Source organism: Bacteroides ihuae (genome assembly GCF_900104585.1).
Taxonomy (GTDB): domain Bacteria; phylum Bacteroidota; class Bacteroidia; order Bacteroidales; family Bacteroidaceae; genus Bacteroides; species Bacteroides ihuae.
Genome location: NZ_FNVX01000006.1, coordinates 1,261,669 through 1,282,412 on the forward strand (window position 1 = coordinate 1,261,669; position 20,744 = coordinate 1,282,412).

Here is a 20,744-nt window from a genome sequence, read left to right on the forward strand (position 1 = left end):
AGGAGTTATGGCGGTGAGAAATAAGTAAATTGATGAAAAGAAACCGGCTCTTGGAGGAAGAGAACCGTGCAAATTGCTCAACTGAACGGTGTTTTTGGATAAAGAATACTGCGAAGAAATAAAAAAAGGGGAGAAGAAACAACTTCCCCCCTTTACTGTAGTTTTATTTGAAACTACTTTATGGTTACACTCACAAAAGTAATACATTTACTTGGCGAAGTCAAGTATTTGCAGAATATAAATTTGCTTCGTGCTCTATTTTTGTTGTAAGCCGATTTGACTTTACTCTTTCATTCCTCTATCTTTAAGCATAGCATCTAACTTAGGCTCAGCTCCACGGAATTTTTTGTATAAGACCATTGGATCTTCACTGTTTCCTTTTTCGAGTATATTACTACGGAATAGAGACGCAGTGTGTTGGTCGAATATTCCATGTTCCTTAAATGCTTGGAAAGCATCGGAGTCTAATACATTTGCCCATAAGTAACTGTAATACCCGGCTGCATAGCCACCAATGATGTGATTGAAATAAGTCGTGCGATATCGAGGAGCGATTTCAGGAATTAAATTCAATTTATCCATCGCTTCTTTTTCATAGGCTAATACATCCAAATCTTTTGTATCGGTAAGGTTGTGAAGATTCATATCGAGAATAGCCGCAGCAAGAAGTTCTGTAGTCATAAACCCTTGGTTAAAAGTTTTTTGTCGCAGCAGTTTATTAATGATGCTGTCGGGCATGCTTTCTCCTGTCTGATAGTGTTTAGCATACATTTTGAGTACCTCTGGCTCTGTAGCCCAATGCTCCATTACTTGTGACGGCAGTTCTACAAAATCTCTGGCTACATTGGTTCCTGAAATTCCTGCGTAATTACATTTAGTTAATAACCCGTGAAGAGCGTGTCCGAATTCATGAAACAGCGTCTCAACTTCGTCGAGCGTGAGAAGCGAAGGGGTGTCTCCGATCGGTTTGGTAAAACTACCAACATTGCAAACTAATGGGCGTGTATTACCTTGTTGCTCACGGTAATTGCTCATCCATGCACCTCCGCTTTTACCTGCACGTGGAAAATAGTCTACGTAGAAGACACCCAAGTGTGACCCATCTGCATCTTTAACTTCAAACACTTCTACATCCGGATTGTAAACGGGTATGTTCTTCAATGGGGTCAAAGTAACTCCATAGAGCTTGTTGGCAACGGCAAAAGCACCTTCACGAACGTTCTCGAGTTTAAAGTAAGGTTTTATTTCTTCTTCGTCAAGGTTGTACTTCTCCTTGCGCAGTTTCTCGGTGTAAAACCACCAGTCCCATGCTGCTAGTTTCTGGTTCTTTCCATCTTTATCCATCAAAGTCTGTAGCTCAGCAGCTTCGGACTTTGCTTTGGGAAGTGAATAGCTCCAAAGATTACTAAGAAAAGACATTACTGTGGCTGAATTTTTAGCCATTGTATTATCAAGCACAAAGTTTGAATAGCAATCAAATCCGAGAAGCTTTGCCTTCTCCAGTCGAAGAGTTACTATCTGTGTGATGATTTTCTTATTATCATTTTTATCATTGTTGTTTCCCCTGTTGATATACGCATTGTATATCTTCTCACGCAAGGCTCTGTTCTCTGCGTATTGAAGGAAAGGGAGACGGCTTGCATTGTGAAGGGTGAAAAGCCATTGTCCTTCTTTTCCATCAGCTTTTGCCTCTTCGGCGGCACTTTGGCAGAACCATTCAGGCAAACCGACAAGGTCTTCTTTTTTGTCTACAAAAAGCTTAAAGGCATTGTTTTCATTTAAAACATTATTGCTAAAAGTGATTCCAAGTGTCGATAGTTCTTTATTGACATATCTTAGTTGGGTTTGTTTTTCTGCATTTAGATTGGCTCCTGAGCGGACAAAACTTTTATAAGTTTCATCTAATAAACGTTCCTGTTCTGTGGTTAGCTTTAGTGCTTTCTTTTGCTTATAGATCAAGTCTATCTTCTTAAACAATTCTTTATTTAAGTAGATGTTGTCACTGTGTTCAGAGAGGACAGGTGCTATTTTCATAGAGAGTTGTGTTAACTCATCCGTCGTTTCTGCATCCGCCATATTAAAGAATATTGCGCTAACTCGAGATAAAATAGGATCACTATTATCTAGTGCTACTATTGTGTTTTCAAAAGTCGGTGTTTTTTTATTTTCAACAATTTTACGGATGTTCTCGTTTTGTTCCTCTATGCCTTTGTGAAAGGCTGGTTCGTAATGTTCTAACTTTATTTTATCGAAGGGAGGCACTCCAAACTCGGTTTTGAACTCCGTGAAGAAAGGATTCCCGTCTGCCTTAATGATACCAGAGTAGGTCATAAAACATGTTGCTAAAATGAATACTGTTTTTTTAATTGTCATAGTCTACGCTTTTTTGATGATTATCGTTTAGATATATAGCACCAGATAGGATAGTGATCCGAATCTTTTATAGTCGGGTCTACAGTGCAGTTATATGCTTTCATATTTTTGCTGGTCAAGATGTTATCTATCCGGAAAAAGAATTTATTTTGATTGTAAGATATGCCTAATCCTATTCCTGATTCGGTGAAGGTGTCGTCCATCTCTCGGGCTATGATTCTGTGAGTATATGATATAGGAGTGTCGTTAAAGTCTCCACATACTATAATATATTTGTGTTTTGAAGAGTTTATTTCTTTTTCGATTTCTCGAGCCTGCGGTGCCCGAATGGCGGATGCCTCAGCTAATTTGGAAATCAACTGGCGAGCGCCGTTCTTCACCTTTTCAGCTTCCGGTGCTTTTAGCATATCTTCGTATATTACTTTGTCTTGCTTTGTTAGCTTATTGGATTCCAGGTGATTGTTTATTAGGGTTACTGTGTCATTGTTAATCTTTAGCTCGTATGCGGCCGATCCGTTGTACGCACTTTCGTATTTTATTACTTTAGAAGAAAGGATTGGAAACTTTGAATAACAGGCAATTCTATTCGCACTCCCTTTTGCTCCTACGCTTTGAATATTTTTGTAGGGATAGGCTTCTAAGGTTTTATCAATTTTCTTTTGGGTAACGTATCTCTTGTCTGTTGTAGATGCATACTCTTGCATACACACAATATCCGCCTTGCTGTCTTTGATATATTCGAGTATGGGGTTTTCCCCATTTTCGAGGTTGAGATTACCGAAGGCCATAACATTATAGGATAGAACCTTAAAGCTTTTATCAGGAATCGTTTCTGTATGAAAGTTGATAGGGATATAGGTCCTTATCTGTGGGTAACAAAAAAGAAATCCGATTAGAGTAACTAAGGTGAATTTGTATCGAACAACAGCCCAAAAGAGGAGAAAGCAGATGTTGATAAGGAGAAACACCGGAAATAGAAGGCCGATGCATGATTGTATAGGATGTACATCCGGACGAATATGCGGGCTGTAAGCGGTTAATAGCAATAACACTACGAAAACTGCATTAACTGTTAGGATCAGGTAGGTTACTAATTTGCCAATATGTTTCATCCTTTATCTTTTACTCGCATCAAATAGGCTTTTCTTTTCTTCAGTGCTAAGACTCTCATATCCGGATTTTTTGAGTTTATCTAAAATTCGATCTACCTCATCTGATTGCGCTTTCTTTTTTGCATTATAATCGTAATCTCTTGGATCGTGGCTGTTATAATGCACTTTCATTTTTGGTTTACGTTGCCAAGTTTTTTTGCTAAACAGACTTAGAATTAGATCTAATAATTTATTAATCCATGAGGTAGCATCAATGCCACGCTTTAATCCAGCTGCAAAGCACAAACCGGCTATTGCTCCACCTAAATGGGCAATATGTCCACCAGCATTTTGAGAGGTGACAAATAATAAATCACTGACTACAACAACTAATGCGATGTATTTTAAACGTATAGCACCAAACAAGAGTAGCTGGATTCGATAATTCGGTTCGCGATAGGCTGTTGCTACAACAATGGCCAATACTGAAGCTGATGCGCCGACCATTGTAGAAGCTGCTACGGATGGAGCAAAATAAGGAAAGATATTATAGGAGAGAATATAAAAGAGCCCGCCACTAATGCCTCCCAAAACGTAGAGACCCCGTAGATGCTTCGCAGAGAAGAAATAGAGAAATAATGATCCAAACCAGTATAGCCAAAGCATGTTGAATAGTATATGCAAGAAACCTGCATGCATAAACATATACGTGATTATAGACCATGGCTGGCTTGCTAAGCGAGAAACAGAAGCGGGTAATGCAAGGAACTCCCAAAAACCGTCAACACTCCTATTAAACAACTGCAGAAAAACGGAGAGCAGTGTTGTAATAAGGAATACTGCGCTATTTATGTAAATAAGCTGAATGTATATATTCCCTTTGCTGAATGCTTTTTTGATGTCAGAAATAATGTGTGCCATTGTTCTTTTTTTTCCAATACATGATTAGGATAAAGCCAAATATCATTCCTCCTAAGTGTGCAAAGTGTGCGACATTGTCGTTGGGATTATTGGCGAAACCTGAGTATAATTCTATCAGTGCATATCCCATTACAAAGTATTTCGCTTTGATCGGAATGGGTAAAGGGAAGATGAAAAGTTGCTGGTTTGGAAATGTCATTCCGAAAGCGAGCAAGATAGCATAAACTGCTCCTGAAGCACCTACGGTTGTCATCATATTCAAGTATTCACTCATTGGAATAATTGCGCTACCTATGTTGACACTGTCATAAGCGGACAATTGCACTTCATACTGAATGAGTTGCACAACTTCCTGAATGATACCTGCCCCGACTCCGCACACAATATAGTAAAGTAAAAAACGTTTTGGGCCCCATACTTGTTCCAAAATACGTCCGAACATCCAAACAGCAAACATGTTAAAGAAGAGGTGTGTGAAGCCTCCATGCATAAACATGTATGTGAAGAGTTGAGCTGCGTTGAATTTCTCGGCCATGAAGAAGTGTAGTCCCAAATAATCGGCTAAATCAATGCCGTAGCTGTTGGCTACAAACCCTCCAAGAAAAAACAGTACATTGATTATTATTAAGTTTTTTGTTATTGTAGGCATCATATTTTATAAGTCTTTTTATAGCTAAAACATAGCGAATGGGCACAAAAATACGAATAATTTCTGTTCTAAAACAGAAAAGGCCCGTTGTATTTGTTCTTTTTATAGGAACTGCGTGTTTTTTTCATGTTTTTATTTGATAATTTAATTTGTTACTCTATATTTGTGAGGTGTTTACGATTATCTTTTGTGTAATATATATTAATTAATCATCACGTATTATGAATAAGGCTGAACTTATTAGCGCTATTGCTGCTGAATCTGGCTTGAGCAAAGCAGATTCCAAGAAAGCTCTCGATGCTTTCGTTACAACTGTTTCTAAGGCTTTGAAGTCTGGTGACAAAGTTTCTTTAATTGGTTTTGGAACATTTTCTGTTAGCGAAAGAAGTGCAAGAACAGGTATTAATCCGTCAACAAAAGCATCAATTGCCATTCCTGCAAAGAAAGTGGCTAAATTTAAAGCTGGCGCAGAATTGTCAGACGCTATCAAATAAGCGTTGTTGTCGAAAGAAATGAAAAGGGGGCGTATTTACGTCTCCTTTTTTTGTTTATCTTTGTGGGCAGAAATAACTTGGATATGAATATAGAAAATAAACTTGTGTCGTCCGTTATTAACGGTTTAAAAGCTCTTTATGAGCAAGATGTTCCTGTTGCACAGGTACAATTGCAGAAAACGAAGAAGGAGTTTGAAGGTCACCTCACCTTAGTGGTATTCCCTTTTTTAAGAATCTCTAAGAAAGGACCCGAACAAACAGCCAATGAAATAGGCGAGTACTTAAAGGCCAATGAACCAGCCGTGGAGTCTTTCAATGTCATTAAAGGGTTCTTGAATCTGACGGTTGAATCGAGTGAATGGATTGAGTTGCTTAATTCAATTCATGCTGACAAGGAATATGGGTTTCTGCGTGCTGATGAGAACTCTCCTTTGGTCATGATTGAATATTCATCTCCTAACACCAATAAGCCACTTCACTTGGGGCATGTGCGCAATAACCTTCTGGGTAATGCTTTAGCTAATATAGTGAAAGCCAACGGTAATAAAGTTGTTAAAACTAATATTGTAAATGATCGCGGAATACATATTTGCAAGTCAATGTTGGCTTGGGCTAAATATGGTAATGGTGAGACACCCGAATCTTCAGGGAAAAAGGGAGATCATTTGGTGGGCGATTATTATGTCTCGTTTGATAAGCACTATAAAGCAGAAGTAGCCGGATTGATGCAGGAAGGGATGACTAAAGAAGAGGCGGAGGCTGCTTCTCCATTGATGAATGAGGCTCGTGAAATGCTTCTGAAATGGGAATCGGGTGATTCAGAGGTTCGTGCTTTATGGTCTATGATGAACGATTGGGTTTATTCCGGATTCGAAGAAACTTATCGTAGAATGGGTGTCACTTTTGATAAAATATATTATGAGTCGAATACGTACTTGGAAGGAAAAGAGAAAGTTCTTGAAGGCTTGGATAAAGGTGCTTTTTATAGAAAAGACGACGGTTCTGTTTGGGCTGATTTAACTTCTGAAGGGCTTGATCATAAACTCCTACTTCGTGCCGATGGTACTTCTGTGTATATGACTCAGGATATTGGTACTGCTAAACTTCGTTTTGCTGATTTCCCCATTAATAAAATGATTTATGTCGTTGGAAATGAGCAGAATTACCATTTTCAGGTACTGTCTATTTTACTTGATAAGTTGGGCTTTGAGTGGGGTAAAGGCTTAGTCCATTTCTCTTACGGTATGGTAGAGTTGCCTGAAGGAAAGATGAAATCTCGTGAAGGAACGGTTGTAGATGCTGATGAACTGATAGAGGAGATGGTGAATACGGCAAAGGAAACCTCTGCTGAACTGGGTAAATTAGAAGGATGTACAGAAGAAGAGGCTAATAATATTACACGTATTGTTGGGCTAGGGGCATTGAAGTATTTCATATTAAAGGTTGATGCTCGTAAGAATATGACCTTTAACCCTAAAGAATCGATTGATTTTAATGGTAATACGGGTCCCTTTATTCAATATACTTATGCTCGCATTCAATCAATACTTCGTAAAGCTATTGAAACAGGGATTGTTATTCCTGATGTGTTTTCTGAAAATATCACATTGAGTGAGAAAGAAGAAGGCCTGGTTCAGATGCTTGCTGATTTTGCTGCCATAGTGAAGCAGGCAGGAGATGATTATAGTCCTTCAATTATAGCTAATTATGTATATGATCTGGTGAAAGAATATAATCAATTTTATCATGATTACAGTATTTTGAGGGAAGAAAACGAAAGTGTGAAGATCTTCCGTATTATGCTGTCGGCTAATATAGCTAAAGTGATTAAATTAAGTATGGGCTTGCTTGGCATTGAGGTGCCTGATAGGATGTAAAACGCTTTTTGATTAAATAAGAAAAGGCCGTAAGCATATTTGTTTACGGCCTTTTCTTATTTATAGGTCTGTCTGTTATTCTTTAACTGCTGCTTTTGTTTTAGCAGTGGACTTTTTAGCAGAAGTTGCTTTATCTTTTGCTGCTACTTTTTTCTTTGTCTTAGCGGCCGTTGCTGTTTTTTTCTTTGCTGCTGCAGCCTTTTCTTTAGGTTCATTCGTTGTGGATTCAGGTGCAGACTTAGCTTTTGATTTCGTTGCAGACTTTTTCTTCTTTTCAGAAGGGCTTTCACCTTTCTCTATCTGTTGATTAATGATACTCAAGCAGGTCTCAAGATCAAGGTCTTGAGGAACAACATCCTTAGGTATCTTATAGTTGGACTTTTTATAAGCAATATAAGGGCCATATCTTCCGTTTAGAACCTCTAGCTCGCTTTCCTCTTCAAATTTCTTTATTATTTTTTGAGCTTCTGCAATTCTCTTTGCTTTTATGAGTTCAATAGCCTCTTCTAAGAGGACTTCCATTGGATCTAATCCTTTGGGTAGTGAAATGAATTTTGAGTCATGACGAATATATGGGCCAAATCGCCCTACACTTGCAATGACCGTTTTTTCTTCAAAGTCGCCTAGTGTTCTGGGTAGTTTGAATAATTCTAAAGCCTCATCAAGTGTAATAGTCTCTATCGACATTCCTTTTTTAAGTTGAGAGAAGCGTGGCTTTTCCTCTTCTTCCGTGGCGCCTATTTGTACTACGGGCCCATACCTTCCGATTTTTACGGAAACTTGTTTTCCGGTACCAGGTTCTTCACCTAAAATACGTTCACCTACTTTATGCTCTGTCTTAGTCGCTAGAGTCAATTCAACTGATGAATGAAAGCCTTTATAGAAGTTTTTCATAATCTCAGTCCATTTCTTTTCTCCTTCAGCCACTTCATCAAACTCCTTTTCCACGTTGGCAGTGAAATTATAGTCTAAAATATCAGGGAAATATTCTGTAAGAAAGTCATTAACCACGATACCCATATCTGTTGGGAACAGCTTGGATTTTTCGTTTCCTGTTATTTCTGTGTGAATGGTATCCTCTATTGTTCCGTCGTTGAGCGATAATATGTTAAAACGGCGTTCCGTACCTTCTTTGTCGCTTTTCTCTACGTAGCCTCTCTTTTGAATCGTTGAGATTGTAGGGGCATAAGTTGAAGGACGCCCAATGCCCAGTTCCTCGAGCTTGCGTACCAAGCTGGCTTCCGTGTAGCGCGCAGGCCTTTGTGTGAAGCGTTCTGTAGCCAATATTTCTTCTTGCTCAAGTTTCTGCCCTTTATTCAACGGTGGAAGCAGATGACTTTCGTCTTCCTGTTCGTTATCATCATCGTATGATTCTTTGTAAACTCGGAGGAAACCGTCGAATTTGATTACTTCTCCGGTTGCCATAAATTTATCGGCGGAATTATTTGTGCCAATAGTTACAGTGGTCTTTTTTAATTCAGCATCAGCCATCTGTGAAGCAATGGTGCGCTTCCAGATGAGGCTATATAATTTTTTCTCTTGTGCTGATCCATCAACGGATTGGTTCTCCATATATGTTGGGCGGATGGCTTCATGCGCTTCTTGCGCTCCTTTGGTCTTTGTTGCGAAGTGGCGCGCTTTAACGTATTCGCTACCCATAATATGTGTAATGGCCTCTTTACTGGCTGTGGTAGCAAAGTCGGATAAATTGACAGAGTCGGTACGCATGTAGGTGATAAGTCCCGATTCATAGAGTTTCTGGGCTACCATCATTGTCTGTGCTACAGTGAACCCTAGTTTACGTGCGGCTTCTTGTTGCAAGGTTGATGTTGTAAAGGGAGCTGCCGGAGTTTTTTTAAGTGGACGTGTGCTTATCTCTTCGATGGTAAACGTAGCCGTTTTACATTTCTCCAAGAATTTATAGGCCTCTTCTTTCGTTTTCAAACGATGCGTTAGCTCTGCTTTCATTTCAACTTGTTTTCCATCTGCGTCTGGTACAAGGAATGTGGCTGTAATACGATAGGAAGCTTCTGTTTTAAATGTTTGAATTTCGCGTTCGCGTTCCACTACTAAACGTACTGTGACGGATTGTACGCGGCCTGCAGATAATGATGGTTTGATTTTTCTCCACAATATTGGTGAAAGTTCAAAACCTACTATACGGTCAAGGATGCGGCGTGCTTGTTGTGCGTTAACCAAGTCAATGTTAATGCTACGAGGCTCTTGAATAGCTTTTAGTATTGCTGTTTTTGTAATTTCATGAAAAACGATTCGTTTGGCATTCTCCGGGTTCAGGCCAAGTACTTCATACAGGTGCCATGAGATAGCCTCTCCTTCACGGTCCTCATCGGAAGCGAGCCATATCATTTCTGCATTCTTCGATTCTTTCTTTAACTCTTCAACTAGTTTCTTCTTCTCAGTTGGAATTTCATATTTGGGCTCAAAGTCATTCTCGACATTGATACTGAATTCTTTTTTCTTCAAATCTCGTATATGGCCGTAGCTTGAGAGAACTTTAAAATCTTCTCCAAGAAACTTCTCAATCGTTTTTGCTTTTGCCGGTGATTCGACAATGACAAGGTTTTTTTGCATGTTTTTTTCTTTAAGAATGGACTTACGTCTTGATATTTGCCCGCAAAAGTAGAAAAAACATCTATTCCCACCTTATAATATATAGAGAATCTATCCTTTTTAGCAAAAAAAAGGTCTTTTTCATCTTAAGCACTTAGAATCGGAAGCTTAATCCTCCAACAAAATTGAAATTCTCACTAGGATAAGAATAATAGTATTGATATTCCTTGTTCAACAAATTTTCTGCTCGTGCGTATATAAATACTTCTTGAAAAATATTATAGGTGAGTCCCAGTTTCAAGTTGTTGATGGAAGGCATTCTATAACGCGATGTTTGAGCAGAAACATAATCTATCACTTCAGCGGATGCCAATCGAACAGACTTGTATCCCAAATTTAATCTTAATTTTGGAACAATTTGAGCATTGGCATCTAACTCAAAATCAAAAACGGGCTTTTGAATCAGTAGGTTTTTGTTTGTTTTCTGCCAAGAGTAAGCATTGCTAGATGCGGAAATTTGATATAAATCTTTGTATTGATAGCTAATCTTTAATCCGGAAAACAAGCTTTTTGTTTTTCCCTGAGAGTAAGAGATGCTGCCGCCAGTACTATATAGTGGTGATAAATCGTCGGACACAATTTTATATCCTCCGTAAAGGTTAAACCAAAGCCCAATTAATGGGCTGGCTTTAAAACCTGCAGTTGTATTTAATAATTCATAGGAGTCAGACATACGTGTTTCGGGATTGCTATAAGGATGTAGTTGCTCCATGTTTCTGAAGTCATTAATGATTTTGCCACCTTTGGCTTCGGCATAGAGGATGTATGAATCCGAAAAAATGTAATTGGCAACGAAATCGGGTGCCATGCGTACACTTTTTCCATAGTTAAATGCCAAATCAAAATGTGCTCCTGCTTTCAAGTACCAATTATCATCTTTTAGTTCGTAATATGAATTCAATTGGAGGGAGGTATAGTCTTTAAACTGCGAAGAATAGGACATATTGTCCATTTGGGCAGAAACAGTAACCTTTTGTTGCTCATTGATGGCTCCTGTAACACTTGCCTTTGTCCGAATAATACTTTCATTGGTAGAAGCTCCAGAGATAGAATGTCTTTTGTTGAATGCCAGCAGATTCGTTTCAGCGCTGAACTGGAAGGGCAGGGCTTCATCCATTGATTTTACACCAAAGTGTACATCAACCGAATTATATCTCTGTTTGTCGCTATTCCCAAATTCCATGAGATTGCGGCCATAGTTGAAGTCCTCTTGCTGCCATTGGCCGGATATATTCATGTCGAGTTTGCTGAATTGGTGCAGATAGTCAACTCCTGCCTGACTTCTGTAGAAACGGGCATCCCATTTATTTGCTTCTTGTCCGATGAGGTCGATCTTAGGCTTTGTGAGTTCGCCATTCATCCCGTCCATCGCTCCGAACACAGTGAGCTTATCTTTTTTCGAAAGGTTGAAAAGATAATTAATTCTGGCATCCAGATTTCCATAATTCCCATATCCTAATCGAGCATATCCTTTTTTTGCCATCTCTTGTTCCTCTTTCTCGGAATAAAACTTCATGGCAGTAAAGGGAAATGAATTTGCTGGTGAGAGTGCATTATCATACTCTACCTTTTTTTTGCTGATGGTTGGTTGGTCAACCTTTGGCAACACATTTATTTTAGAAACATCGATAATTTCAGGGTTGTATTGTTGTTCCACAACAACAGTGCGGTTCATTGTGGTATCTTTCGGGGTCTGGGCTTCAGCTAGCTTAGGAATAAATAGTGTGATACCCAATAATACAAAGCTACTTAACTTTGTTTGTATTCTGTTTTTTGATCTTTTCATGAGTAATTACTTAATTAAGTTTTTGCAACCGAGTTTCAATCATACTTTTAATATCATCGTTCGCATGGTAGTTCTGTTGTAGACTAAGCAGGTATTGCCGCGCATCCAACTTCTTATTCATAGCGACGTATACATCTGATAGAAGAATAAAGGTACGAGCCAGCCAATAGGCGTGAGGAGTGCTCTGTTCAATATAGTTCAATGCCTCTTTTTCTGCGGCATTATATTCTTTTGCTTCATACAAGTTCTGAGCAACAAGATATTTTGCTTCAGCTCCGTAAATATTACGAGTATCTTTAGCTAAAGCTTTAAGATCTGCCATGGCATTTTTCTCTGCTCGTTCATTTAGATAAGCCTTGGCTCTATAATAGGTGGCTTCATTGGTTAGCTCAGGACTGAGTTTTGTTTCCGAAAGGAGATCAGCAGCAGCACGTATTGTCTCTGCGTTGTTCTTCGTCAGATAAGCAGAACGTAAGATACCTGTCTGGGCTAATATACGATTTTCGGCACTTGATGCTTGCCCTCTTAGTCGCTTGTATAGCGTGAGTGCCTCGTCAAACTTTTGTAGCTTAAATAGTACTTCTGCTCTCATGATAATTGTTCCTTCAGAGAAACGATTGTCAGGGTATTCTAATAGTTTGCCTGAATGCAGTAGTATCATATCGTCGTTTTTCTGTTCTCTGGCAATTAGGCAAAGATAATAGTGTGCACTTTGTTTAAATGCTCCATCTGGAAATGCCTGGAGATATTTATTAAGGCTTTCTTTGGCTTGCTCAATTTTGCCCTTCATATAAACCTTCTCTGCAGCTGTATACGTTAGCGAATCTTGTTCGCTAATGTCAAGGTGGATGTTTCCGGGAAGAGAAGATATTAGCGATGAGAACTCATCGATGCGGTTTGTGTCTATGTAAATTGATTTTAAGTCACGAAGTGCGAGACGAGCTTCTTCGCTGCCTTGATACTGAGTAATTACATATTTGTAAGCTTCAATAGCTTGATTATAGTCTTCGTTCTGGTAATATAACAGGCCGATCTCAGCTGCAGCTTTTCTGCTTACCGGACTCTCGGGATACTTATCTACAACTTCTTTGAAGGTGCTTATGGCTTGTTTGTTATTCTCCATCTGCACGTACGAACGACCTTTTTCATACAGAGCATTTATTGCATAAGGTGAATTGGGGTATTTTTCGGAAAGTTTATCCAATAAAGTTGTTTTTCCCGCATAATCTTTTTGCAATCCGGATACTAAGGCTAGTTGGTAGTATGAATAATCGCCCGTTGCACTTCCCATGCTTTCAGCCTGTGAATAGTATTGTTTTGCTTCATTGAATTTGCGCGAATGAAAGTTGCAATCACCGATCCGGTTATAGGCATCTGCTAAAGTTGGATTGCTTTTATCTTTTTCCATCTTTATGTATTTAAGAAACCAACTTTCGGCTAGCGAATAGTTCTTCTGCTGGAAAGCGGTATATCCTAAGTTGTAATGTGCGAGCACATACATTTCGCTGGAGGGCTGCTGGGTCAAGGATAAATAACTAGTGAAGTTCCGTGCGGCTTCTTCTCTGTTGTTTAAGCGATAAAATGTTTCTCCGCGCCAGTAGTAAGCATCTGCTTTAGTTTGACGATTGTACTGTCCAATGGCTATCGACTGGTTGAAATATCCGAGAGCTTGCTCAAACGATGCATTTGCAAACATCTGCGTTCCTAATTGGAACAAGATATTCTGTTTAGCTTCCATAATTCGTGTTCCCGGATTAGCGATGCGTTCAATTGATTTAAGAGCAGCATCATAACTGCGAGTATTCATATATACTTCGACCAAATAGCTGCTTATTTTTTCAATATACTTAGAGTTTGGAAATTCATTCAGGAAGTTTTCGAAAACAGTCACTGACTCGCCAAAGGCCGAGAAAGAGGTCTCGTGTATGCACAAGGCATAGTTGTATGCTGCTTGCTCTTTCACCTTCATGTCTGCATTAGATGCAGCTGCTTGTTCAAAAGCCATACGCGCTTTGTTCTTTTCGGCTAACTGAAGGTCAGCCAGGCCCATGTGCAAATATGCATTCTGCGTTAGTGCATCATCTTTCATCACAACTTCTCCCAGAGTGGAAGCTGCTTTTGAAAACACATTAGTGTGGTAATATGATAAGCCTAACATGTATAGCGCATCTCTTCGCGGAGTAGTTTCGGTATTCAAATAGCCTTCGAAAGCATTGGTTGCTTTGTGATATTCACCAGAATAATAATAGACTTCGCCTAATATGCGGTGCATTTCAGCAGTGTATTGGCTTTGAGGGAAGTTGGTAAGATAGTTTTGTGCTATATTTCCAGCTTCGGCATATTGTTTTTTTATAAGGTAGATCTCTGCAGTGTAATATGAAGAGAGCTTTTTATATTTAGAACTATTTTGTAGCTTAAGAAAACCACTTAGTGCTTCGTCGTATCGTTGTTGAGTGTATCGGATATATGCGATGTAGTAAGTGCAATCTTCCGAGTATTTATTATTCGTATTTTTTAAAGTCTCGAACCAAATAGCTGCTTCTTTGATATTGCCTGTCTTTAGATAACTACTAGCCAAGCGATAAGTCATTTCATCTCTCTCATCGTTAGCCAACAGATCGAGGCGTGAGGAGTTAAATAGCGCCAACGCTTCATCATATTTTTCTTCAAAGAAATAGGTTGAAGCGATAAGTGCATAGATACGGTTTACATGAGGTGAATCAGGATACTTCTCCAGATACCCCCTTAATAAAGCTGTACTATTGTGGTCTTGCAGTTCGTAGGATGAACAAACCATCATATACTCCGCTTCTTGATTAAACGGAGAAGTTGGTTGTTGCTTTATAAAATGTTGAAGAGAAAGAGTGGCAGCAGCATAATCCTCTTTTATAAAAAGCTCTTTCCCTTCATAATATAAACGAGAAGGCGATGATATTTCTCCACTGGTTTGAGCCGAAACATAGCTTGGAACGGAACAAATAAATACGCATATAATCTGTAAGATCTTCTTTTTCATAATTATACATTTTTACAAAAATACTCGTTTTTAACGATAAAACGGCAGATAAAGTATAGTTTGACAGTCTTTAACTAGATTCTAAAGCTAATAAAAGCCTTGAAAGATGAAAGATTACGGCTCTATCGCCAAATTAAAACTCCTGTTCCTCTAAAAAGGTTATCAATCCTTTTCGAATAGACTCCAGACCAAATTTCTCCGGTTTTATTTCATTTAAAGGAACGAAGAAAGAGGCTGCAACATCATCCATTGCTTTGAGATGGCTGGTGTCTTCAACTTTGCATAACAGGAAAGCATCGAGGGTGTGCACGGGGAATCCCGAGTAGATGTATATATTAGGAATAGAAAACAGGTAGGTCGCTTTCTGAACAGCCAATCCGGTTTCTTCAAGAACTTCTCGAATAATAGCTTCTTCTGTTGTTTCGTGTATGTCGACAAAACCACCCGGGAGATCAAGTGAACCTTTAGCCGGATCTTTAGCTCGCTCACAGACGAGTAATTCTTTTTTCTCATTCAGTATGAAAGCAACGGTGGCAGAAGAAGGATTGAAGTAATACACAAATCCACAGTCCATGCATTTCTTTGATTTTTCATTATTTACTAGAAATTGAGATGAACCGCATTTAGGGCAGTATTGAAATTGAGAAAGAGGATGTTTCATCATATTATGTTTTTGTATGGGCAAAGTTAATAAAAAAACTCGATTGTTTTTGTTGAAACTCCTTTTGCTCGTCTAATTAATCTGTCTATATTCGTGTCAGAATTCCAATAAATAAAACTATGATAAGCTGGATTAAGTCCTTCTTTGCTCTTTTCTTTCCTCAATGCTGTGTCGTTTGCGAAAATCCACTTTTCGATGGTGAGGAGATGTTGTGCATAAAATGCAATATGGATATGCCACGTACTAACTATCATCGTATACGTGGAAACCCGGCCGAACGTTTATTCTGGGGAAGAATACCAATTGAGCGCGCTACTTCTTTTTTCTTTTATTCTAAAGGAAGTGATTTCAGAAATATTTTGTATAGCCTGAAATATAGAGGGAATAAAGAATTGGGAGAATCTATGGGGCGTTTTATGGCCAGAGAGTTGTTAGATTGTGGTTTTTTTGAGGGAATAGATGTTGTCATTCCTGTGCCATTGCATCCGGATAAGTTGGCTAAGAGGGGGTATAATCAAAGTGAGTGGATTGCCCGAGGAGTCTCTGCTATAACGGGTGTTCGGGTTGATACTACTTCTGTCATTAGAAAAAAGAATACAGAGACACAGACACGAAAATCTACTTTTGAGCGTTGGGAAAATGTTGATGGTATTTTTGAACTACTTAATTCTGAGCTTTTTACAGGAAAGCATATTCTTATTTATTGCTGTCCGGTAAAAATTAGTGGACCAAAAAATTAGGGCTGTTTTCCTCTCTTGGAATCCAGCCCTTTTTCTTTCCTTTGCAGTTACCACACCTAAAAGGAAAATCTATGGGCAAAAATACATATTTTACCGGACAGCCGCTTTATGCGCAGCTATTAAAATTGATCGATAGCCAAGAAATTGCAAGAATAAGCCGAAAAGGTTTGCATGAGCGCTATGTGAAGAAGCTAGACGGCTACTCTCACTTTGTAATAATGCTCTACGCCGTGCTGATGCGCTATGATTCTCTACGTGAAATCGTAATAGGAATGCTCTCTGAGGCAAATAAGATCAATCACCTAGGCATAGATTACATGGTAAAACGCAGCACTTTGGCAGAAGCCAACAATAGGCGCAGTAATGAGTTCTTTGAGCAGATATATTTCTCCCTATACCGGAAATACAAAAATGATTTAGCGGACAGCCGAACGGACAAGGCTTGGGAGCGCTTGCTGCACATCATGGATTCTACTACAATAACACTGTTTTCAAACGTTTTGAAAGGTGTAGGCCGCAATCCCAAGCATGGAAAGAAGAAAGGAGGCATAAAGGTTCACACTGTGCTCAAAGCCGAGGAAGGAGTACCTTATAACATTCATTTCACATCGGCAGCAACTCACGATCATGTTATGCTTACTAAACTAAAACTGACAAATGGGGCATTCATAGCCATGGATAGGGCATATATAGACTATAAGGTCTTTCAAGAATTAACAGACAACGGAGTCTTTTATGTAACCAAAATGAAGAAAAGCCTACGCTACACCCCTCTTAACGGCCATTTTCTTGTGAATAAAGATGGGCTGGTTGTACTAAGCGATCATATGATAGAGCTTAAAAAGGACGATATAACACATGTTTCACGTCGGATAGAGTATTGGGAGGAAAAGAAGAAGTACTCAAGCGTTCTTCTGACCAATAACTTTGAGTTGGAACCGGAAGAAATTATTGCCATTTATTTACGGCGCTGGCAGATAGAGAGCCTGTTCAAGCAGTTGAAGCAGAATTTTCCACTCAGATACTTCTTTGGAGAGAGCGTAAACGCAATCAAAACACAGATATGGGTAACACTTATTGCAAACTTACTATTATCTGTCATAAGAAAACGAATTAAACGGAAATGGAGCTTCTCAAATCTTGTAACAATCATAAGGCAGACACTCATGTACTACATTGACCTCTATATGTTCTGCGAAAATCCGGAAAAAGCATGGTTGAGAATCATTAACCAGTCCAGTTTATCACCTCCAGAACCAACACTCTTTGATTAAGAGGGCTTGCTTTTTGAAGGAAAAAGCCGAACTGCCTTTTTATAGGCAATTCGGACAGATATTTTATGCTTTTCAATTTTTACCGGACAGCAATAATTCTTATTATTGATGATGTTTTAACTACCGGAGCAACGACTGTGGCTTGTGCTTTTCCATTTGGGGGAATAATCGGAATACGGGTTAGTGTGTTAACTTTAGCTATAGCGCAATAAAGAAATAGAGTAAAAACAAAAAAGGTTTGCCGTAATGACAAACCTTTCAGCTCTTCGAGTAGGACTTGAACCTACGACCCTCTGATTAACAGTCAGATGCTCTAACCAACTGAGCTATCGAAGAATGTTGCAATTGAGAGCTTTTAGCTCTTCGAGTAGGACTTGAACCTACGACCCTCTGATTAACAGTCAGATGCTCTAACCGACTGAGCTATCGAAGAATGTTTTCTCAATTGCGATGCAAAAGTAATAGGATATTTTGAAATATGCAATATCTTTGCAAAAAAAAGTTTGAAATGGACAAAATAATAGGATTGGGCAACGCCCTTGTAGACGTACTTGCAACCCTCAATGATGATACTATTCTTGCTGAAATGGAATTACCCAAGGGTAGCATGCAGCTTATCGATGAAATAAAGCTTCAGATTATTAATGAACGTTTTAGCCAAATGGATACACATTTAGCTACCGGCGGTTCAGCCGGTAATGCTATTCTGGGCTTGGCTTGCTTGGGGGCAGGAACGGGATTTATTGGTAAAGTAGGCGATGATAAGTATGGCAATTTCTATAGAGATAATTTGCAAAAAAATGGGATTGAAGAGAAGTTACTAATTTGTGATCTTCCTTCTGGAGTTGCTTCTACTTTCATCTCTCCCGATGGCGAACGTACTTTTGGTACCTATCTTGGTGCAGCTTCTACATTAACCGCAGAAGATCTTTCATTGGATATGTTCAAGGGATACACTTATTTTCTTATTGAAGGATATCTAGTACAAGATCATACGATGATTCTTCGTGCCATTGAATTAGCTAAAGAAGCAGGCCTGCAAGTTTGTTTGGATATGGCTAGCTATAATATTGTTGAGAACGATCTAGACTTCTTCTCTTTATTGGTTAATCGTTACGTTGATATTTTGTTTGCTAACGAAGAGGAAGCAAAAGCTTTTACGGGCAAAGATCCAAAAGAAGCTTTGGATCTAATGGCTAAAATGTGCAGCATCGCTATTGTGAAAGTAGGTGCTAATGGATCGTATATTCGTAAAGGAACTGAGGAAATTAAAGTCGGAGCATTGCCTGTTGATAAGGTCCTTGATACAACGGGTGCGGGCGATTATTTTGCTGCAGGTTTTCTGTATGGGCTGACATGTGGTTACTCGCTTGAGAAATGTGCTAAAATAGGTTCTATTCTCTCTGGAAATGTTATCCAGGTAATAGGTACAACTATCCCGAAGAAACAATGGGATGAAATAAAGTTAAATATTAGCGAAATATTGTAGGCATTGAACTGTTTATTCGTTAATTAGTTCTTTCTAAATCAACACATTATAATTATTATGAGAAGATTCCTTAATAAGCGAAATGGCATTGTAGCTATAGCTGTTTTAACAGTAGTGGCTTTCTTTAGTTTCAAGAGTAGTGATAGCCGCAACTTTCAATTAGCCAAGAATATAGAAATATTCAATGCCATAGTGAAGGAACTTGATATGTTCTATGTCGATACGATTGACCCAAACAAAACTCTTCGTGAAGGTATTGACGGTATGTTGATGTCTCTTGATCCTTATACTAACTACTTTCCTGAAGAAGATAAGAGTGAGCTAGAACAGATGATTAACGGCTCGTATGGAGGAATTGGTTCAATGATAACCTACGACCTAAAGCGTAAACGCTCGGTCATTGCTGAACCATATGAAGGAATGCCTGCTGCTCTGGTAGGCCTTAAAGTGGGTGATGTTTTGATGGAGATAGATGGCAAAGACTTGGTTGGAAAAAACAACGATGAAGTTAGCGCTATGCTTAGGGGACAAGTAGGTACCAGTTTTGTTCTTAAAGTAGAGCGTCCCGGTGCAAAGAAGCTTTTGGATTTTACCATTGTTCGTAAATCAATTCAACTACCTACTGTGCCATATTACGGAGTAGTAGGGAATAAGATTGGCTATATCAACTTGAACAGTTTCTCGGGTAATCCTTCTAAAGAATTTAAAGAGGCATTCTTAGACTTGAAGAAGAATAGGGGCATTACCTCGCTTATCATTGATTTGCGTGGTAATGGTGGAGGTCTGCTTGATGAAGCTGTTGAGATAGCGAACTTCTTTCTTCCTCGCGGCAAAACGATTGTGACAACGAAGGGAAAGACAAAACAGGCTAGCAGTACCTATAAAACATTACGCGAACCTTTAGATACGGAGATACCTATCGTTGTAATGGTGAATAGCGGAACAGCTTCTTCTTCTGAAATACTTGCCGGTTCTTTGCAAGATCTTGATCGTGCAGTGATCATTGGTAACAGAACTTTCGGTAAAGGCTTGGTGCAAGTTCCTCGTTCGTTGCCTTATGGGGGGACACTGAAAGTTACGACTTCAAAGTATTATATACCTAGTGGACGATGCGTACAAGCTATTGACTATAAAAATAGAAATGAAGACGGTAGTGTTGGTCGCATACCTGACAGCTTAACTACTGTGTTTCATACTGCTGGTGGACGAGAAGTTCGTGATGGCGGGGGCGTGACTCCTGATATAAAAGTAGAACAACCGAAATTACCTAATATTTTGTTTTATTTGATTAATGATAATCTTATCTTTAATTATGCAACAAACTATTGTTTGAAACATATTACGGTTGCTTCTCCTGAGAAGTTCGCCCTAACGGATGCTGATTATACTGATTTTAAAACTTTGGTGAAATCTTCAGATTTTAAGTATGATCAGCAGAGTGAGAAAATTCTTAAGACTCTTAAAGAGGCTGCTTCTTTTGAAGGCTATATGGATGGTGCTTCTGATGAATTTAAGGCATTAGAGAAGAAGCTAACCCATAATCTTGATCGTGACTTGGATTATTTCTCAAAGGATATCAAAAACATGATTTCTATTGAAGTTCTTAAGCGTTATTATTTTCAGCGAGGAAGCATCATACAGCAGTTGAAGGATGATGATGATTTGCAGCAAGCGATTCAAGTCTTAAGTAATTCTCAGAAATACAAAGGGATCTTAACTCCCGCTAAAAAATAACCACTCCT

At 38.9% G+C, this 20,744-nt stretch carries 14 protein-coding genes, 2 tRNA genes and 1 pseudogene; 7 read left to right on the forward strand and 10 right to left on the reverse strand.

Annotation, left to right across the window (positions count from 1 at the left end; all coding sequences use genetic code 11):
- Window positions 1-282: 282 nt before the first annotated feature.
- The 4 genes from BQ5338_RS15795 to BQ5338_RS15810 are packed head-to-tail and all read right to left on the reverse strand — an operon-like array spanning window position 283 to window position 5,034.
- The gene (locus BQ5338_RS15795; protein ID WP_071147719.1) at window positions 283-2,373 is read right to left on the reverse strand and encodes a M3 family metallopeptidase; all 2,091 of its coding nucleotides are present in this window, start codon (window positions 2,371-2,373) and stop codon (window positions 283-285) included.
- A gap of 20 nt (window positions 2,374-2,393) precedes the next feature.
- Complete coding sequence (locus tag BQ5338_RS15800) at window positions 2,394-3,485, reverse strand: endonuclease/exonuclease/phosphatase family protein (protein WP_071147720.1); 1,092 nt, start codon at window positions 3,483-3,485, stop codon at window positions 2,394-2,396.
- Window positions 3,486-3,488: 3 nt separating this feature from the next.
- The gene (locus BQ5338_RS15805; RefSeq protein WP_071147721.1) at window positions 3,489-4,385 is read right to left on the reverse strand and encodes a rhomboid family protein; all 897 of its coding nucleotides are present in this window, start codon (window positions 4,383-4,385) and stop codon (window positions 3,489-3,491) included.
- Window positions 4,366-5,034, reverse strand: coding sequence for a rhomboid family intramembrane serine protease (locus BQ5338_RS15810; RefSeq protein ID WP_139265298.1), 669 nt, complete (start codon window positions 5,032-5,034; stop codon window positions 4,366-4,368). The genes BQ5338_RS15805 and BQ5338_RS15810 overlap by 20 nt, the downstream gene beginning before the upstream one ends.
- Before the next feature lie 221 nt (window positions 5,035-5,255).
- On the opposite strand from BQ5338_RS15810, the gene BQ5338_RS15815 reads away from it, so the two are divergent.
- Window positions 5,256-5,528, forward strand: coding sequence for an HU family DNA-binding protein (locus BQ5338_RS15815; RefSeq protein ID WP_071147723.1), 273 nt, complete (start codon window positions 5,256-5,258; stop codon window positions 5,526-5,528).
- Window positions 5,529-5,611: 83 nt separating this feature from the next.
- Entirely contained in the window at window positions 5,612-7,405 is a 1,794-nt protein-coding gene (argS, locus tag BQ5338_RS15820) for an arginine--tRNA ligase (RefSeq protein WP_071147724.1), read from the forward strand.
- A gap of 75 nt (window positions 7,406-7,480) precedes the next feature.
- Here the strand turns inward: argS and topA are convergent, their stop codons facing one another.
- The 4 genes from topA to BQ5338_RS15840 all read right to left on the reverse strand — a co-directional run bounded on the left by topA (window position 7,481) and on the right by BQ5338_RS15840 (window position 15,499).
- Window positions 7,481-9,997, reverse strand: coding sequence for a type I DNA topoisomerase (gene topA / locus BQ5338_RS15825; RefSeq protein WP_078063520.1), 2,517 nt, complete (start codon window positions 9,995-9,997; stop codon window positions 7,481-7,483).
- A 133-nt stretch (window positions 9,998-10,130) separates the two neighbouring features.
- Window positions 10,131-11,822, reverse strand: a complete 1,692-nt coding sequence (locus tag BQ5338_RS15830; protein ID WP_071147725.1) for a TonB-dependent receptor — start codon at window positions 11,820-11,822, stop codon at window positions 10,131-10,133.
- A 10-nt stretch (window positions 11,823-11,832) separates the two neighbouring features.
- Entirely contained in the window at window positions 11,833-14,838 is a 3,006-nt protein-coding gene (locus BQ5338_RS15835; RefSeq protein ID WP_071147726.1) for a tetratricopeptide repeat protein, read from the reverse strand.
- Between the two features lie 133 nt (window positions 14,839-14,971).
- Window positions 14,972-15,499 (reverse strand): NUDIX hydrolase, encoded by a 528-nt coding sequence (locus BQ5338_RS15840; protein WP_071147948.1) that lies wholly within the window; start codon window positions 15,497-15,499, stop codon window positions 14,972-14,974.
- Between the two features lie 119 nt (window positions 15,500-15,618).
- On the opposite strand from BQ5338_RS15840, the gene BQ5338_RS15845 reads away from it, so the two are divergent.
- From BQ5338_RS15845 to BQ5338_RS17090, 3 genes and pseudogenes are all read left to right on the forward strand, one after another.
- Window positions 15,619-16,239 carry a ComF family protein gene (locus BQ5338_RS15845; RefSeq protein WP_139265277.1) on the forward strand — a complete coding sequence of 207 codons (621 nt, stop codon included), beginning with the start codon at window positions 15,619-15,621 and terminating at the stop codon, window positions 16,237-16,239.
- Window positions 16,240-16,310: 71 nt separating this feature from the next.
- Window positions 16,311-17,513 carry an IS4 family transposase gene (locus BQ5338_RS15850; protein ID WP_071145038.1) on the forward strand — a complete coding sequence of 401 codons (1,203 nt, stop codon included), beginning with the start codon at window positions 16,311-16,313 and terminating at the stop codon, window positions 17,511-17,513.
- Window positions 17,514-17,608: 95 nt separating this feature from the next.
- Window positions 17,609-17,725: pseudogene (locus BQ5338_RS17090) on the forward strand (ComF family protein); the annotation flags it as partial.
- 50 nt (window positions 17,726-17,775) lie between these two features.
- Here BQ5338_RS17090 and BQ5338_RS15855 read toward each other — a convergent pair.
- Both BQ5338_RS15855 and BQ5338_RS15860 read right to left on the reverse strand, forming a co-directional pair.
- Window positions 17,776-17,849, reverse strand: a tRNA-Asn gene (locus BQ5338_RS15855).
- Between the two features lie 23 nt (window positions 17,850-17,872).
- A tRNA-Asn gene (locus tag BQ5338_RS15860) sits at window positions 17,873-17,946 on the reverse strand.
- 75 nt (window positions 17,947-18,021) lie between these two features.
- Between BQ5338_RS15860 and BQ5338_RS15865 the strand changes: the two genes are divergently transcribed.
- Together BQ5338_RS15865 and BQ5338_RS15870 are read left to right on the forward strand one after the other, a co-directional pair.
- Window positions 18,022-19,002 (forward strand): adenosine kinase, encoded by a 981-nt coding sequence (locus BQ5338_RS15865; RefSeq protein WP_071147949.1) that lies wholly within the window; start codon window positions 18,022-18,024, stop codon window positions 19,000-19,002.
- Between the two features lie 57 nt (window positions 19,003-19,059).
- On the forward strand, window positions 19,060-20,736 hold the full coding sequence (locus BQ5338_RS15870) for a S41 family peptidase (protein ID WP_071147727.1): 1,677 nt from the start codon (window positions 19,060-19,062) through the stop codon (window positions 20,734-20,736).
- Window positions 20,737-20,744 lie beyond the last annotated feature (8 nt).

What these genes read in the sequence shown, in the direction of transcription:
- BQ5338_RS15795 (WP_071147719.1), bottom strand. Translation starts at nt 2,373, where the DNA reads ATGACAATTAAAAAAACAGTATTCATTTTAGCAACATGTTTTATGACC.
- BQ5338_RS15800 (WP_071147720.1), bottom strand. Translation starts at nt 3,485, where the DNA reads ATGAAACATATTGGCAAATTAGTAACCTACCTGATCCTAACAGTTAAT.
- BQ5338_RS15805 (WP_071147721.1), bottom strand. Translation starts at nt 4,385, where the DNA reads ATGGCACACATTATTTCTGACATCAAAAAAGCATTCAGCAAAGGGAAT.
- BQ5338_RS15810 (WP_139265298.1), bottom strand. Translation starts at nt 5,034, where the DNA reads ATGCCTACAATAACAAAAAACTTAATAATAATCAATGTACTGTTTTTT.
- BQ5338_RS15815 (WP_071147723.1), top strand. Translation starts at nt 5,256, where the DNA reads ATGAATAAGGCTGAACTTATTAGCGCTATTGCTGCTGAATCTGGCTTG.
- argS (WP_071147724.1), top strand. Translation starts at nt 5,612, where the DNA reads ATGAATATAGAAAATAAACTTGTGTCGTCCGTTATTAACGGTTTAAAA.
- topA (WP_078063520.1), bottom strand. Translation starts at nt 9,997, where the DNA reads ATGCAAAAAAACCTTGTCATTGTCGAATCACCGGCAAAAGCAAAAACG.
- BQ5338_RS15830 (WP_071147725.1), bottom strand. Translation starts at nt 11,822, where the DNA reads ATGAAAAGATCAAAAAACAGAATACAAACAAAGTTAAGTAGCTTTGTA.
- BQ5338_RS15835 (WP_071147726.1), bottom strand. Translation starts at nt 14,838, where the DNA reads ATGAAAAAGAAGATCTTACAGATTATATGCGTATTTATTTGTTCCGTT.
- BQ5338_RS15840 (WP_071147948.1), bottom strand. Translation starts at nt 15,499, where the DNA reads ATGAAACATCCTCTTTCTCAATTTCAATACTGCCCTAAATGCGGTTCA.
- BQ5338_RS15845 (WP_139265277.1), top strand. Translation starts at nt 15,619, where the DNA reads ATGATAAGCTGGATTAAGTCCTTCTTTGCTCTTTTCTTTCCTCAATGC.
- BQ5338_RS15850 (WP_071145038.1), top strand. Translation starts at nt 16,311, where the DNA reads ATGGGCAAAAATACATATTTTACCGGACAGCCGCTTTATGCGCAGCTA.
- BQ5338_RS15865 (WP_071147949.1), top strand. Translation starts at nt 18,022, where the DNA reads ATGGACAAAATAATAGGATTGGGCAACGCCCTTGTAGACGTACTTGCA.
- BQ5338_RS15870 (WP_071147727.1), top strand. Translation starts at nt 19,060, where the DNA reads ATGAGAAGATTCCTTAATAAGCGAAATGGCATTGTAGCTATAGCTGTT.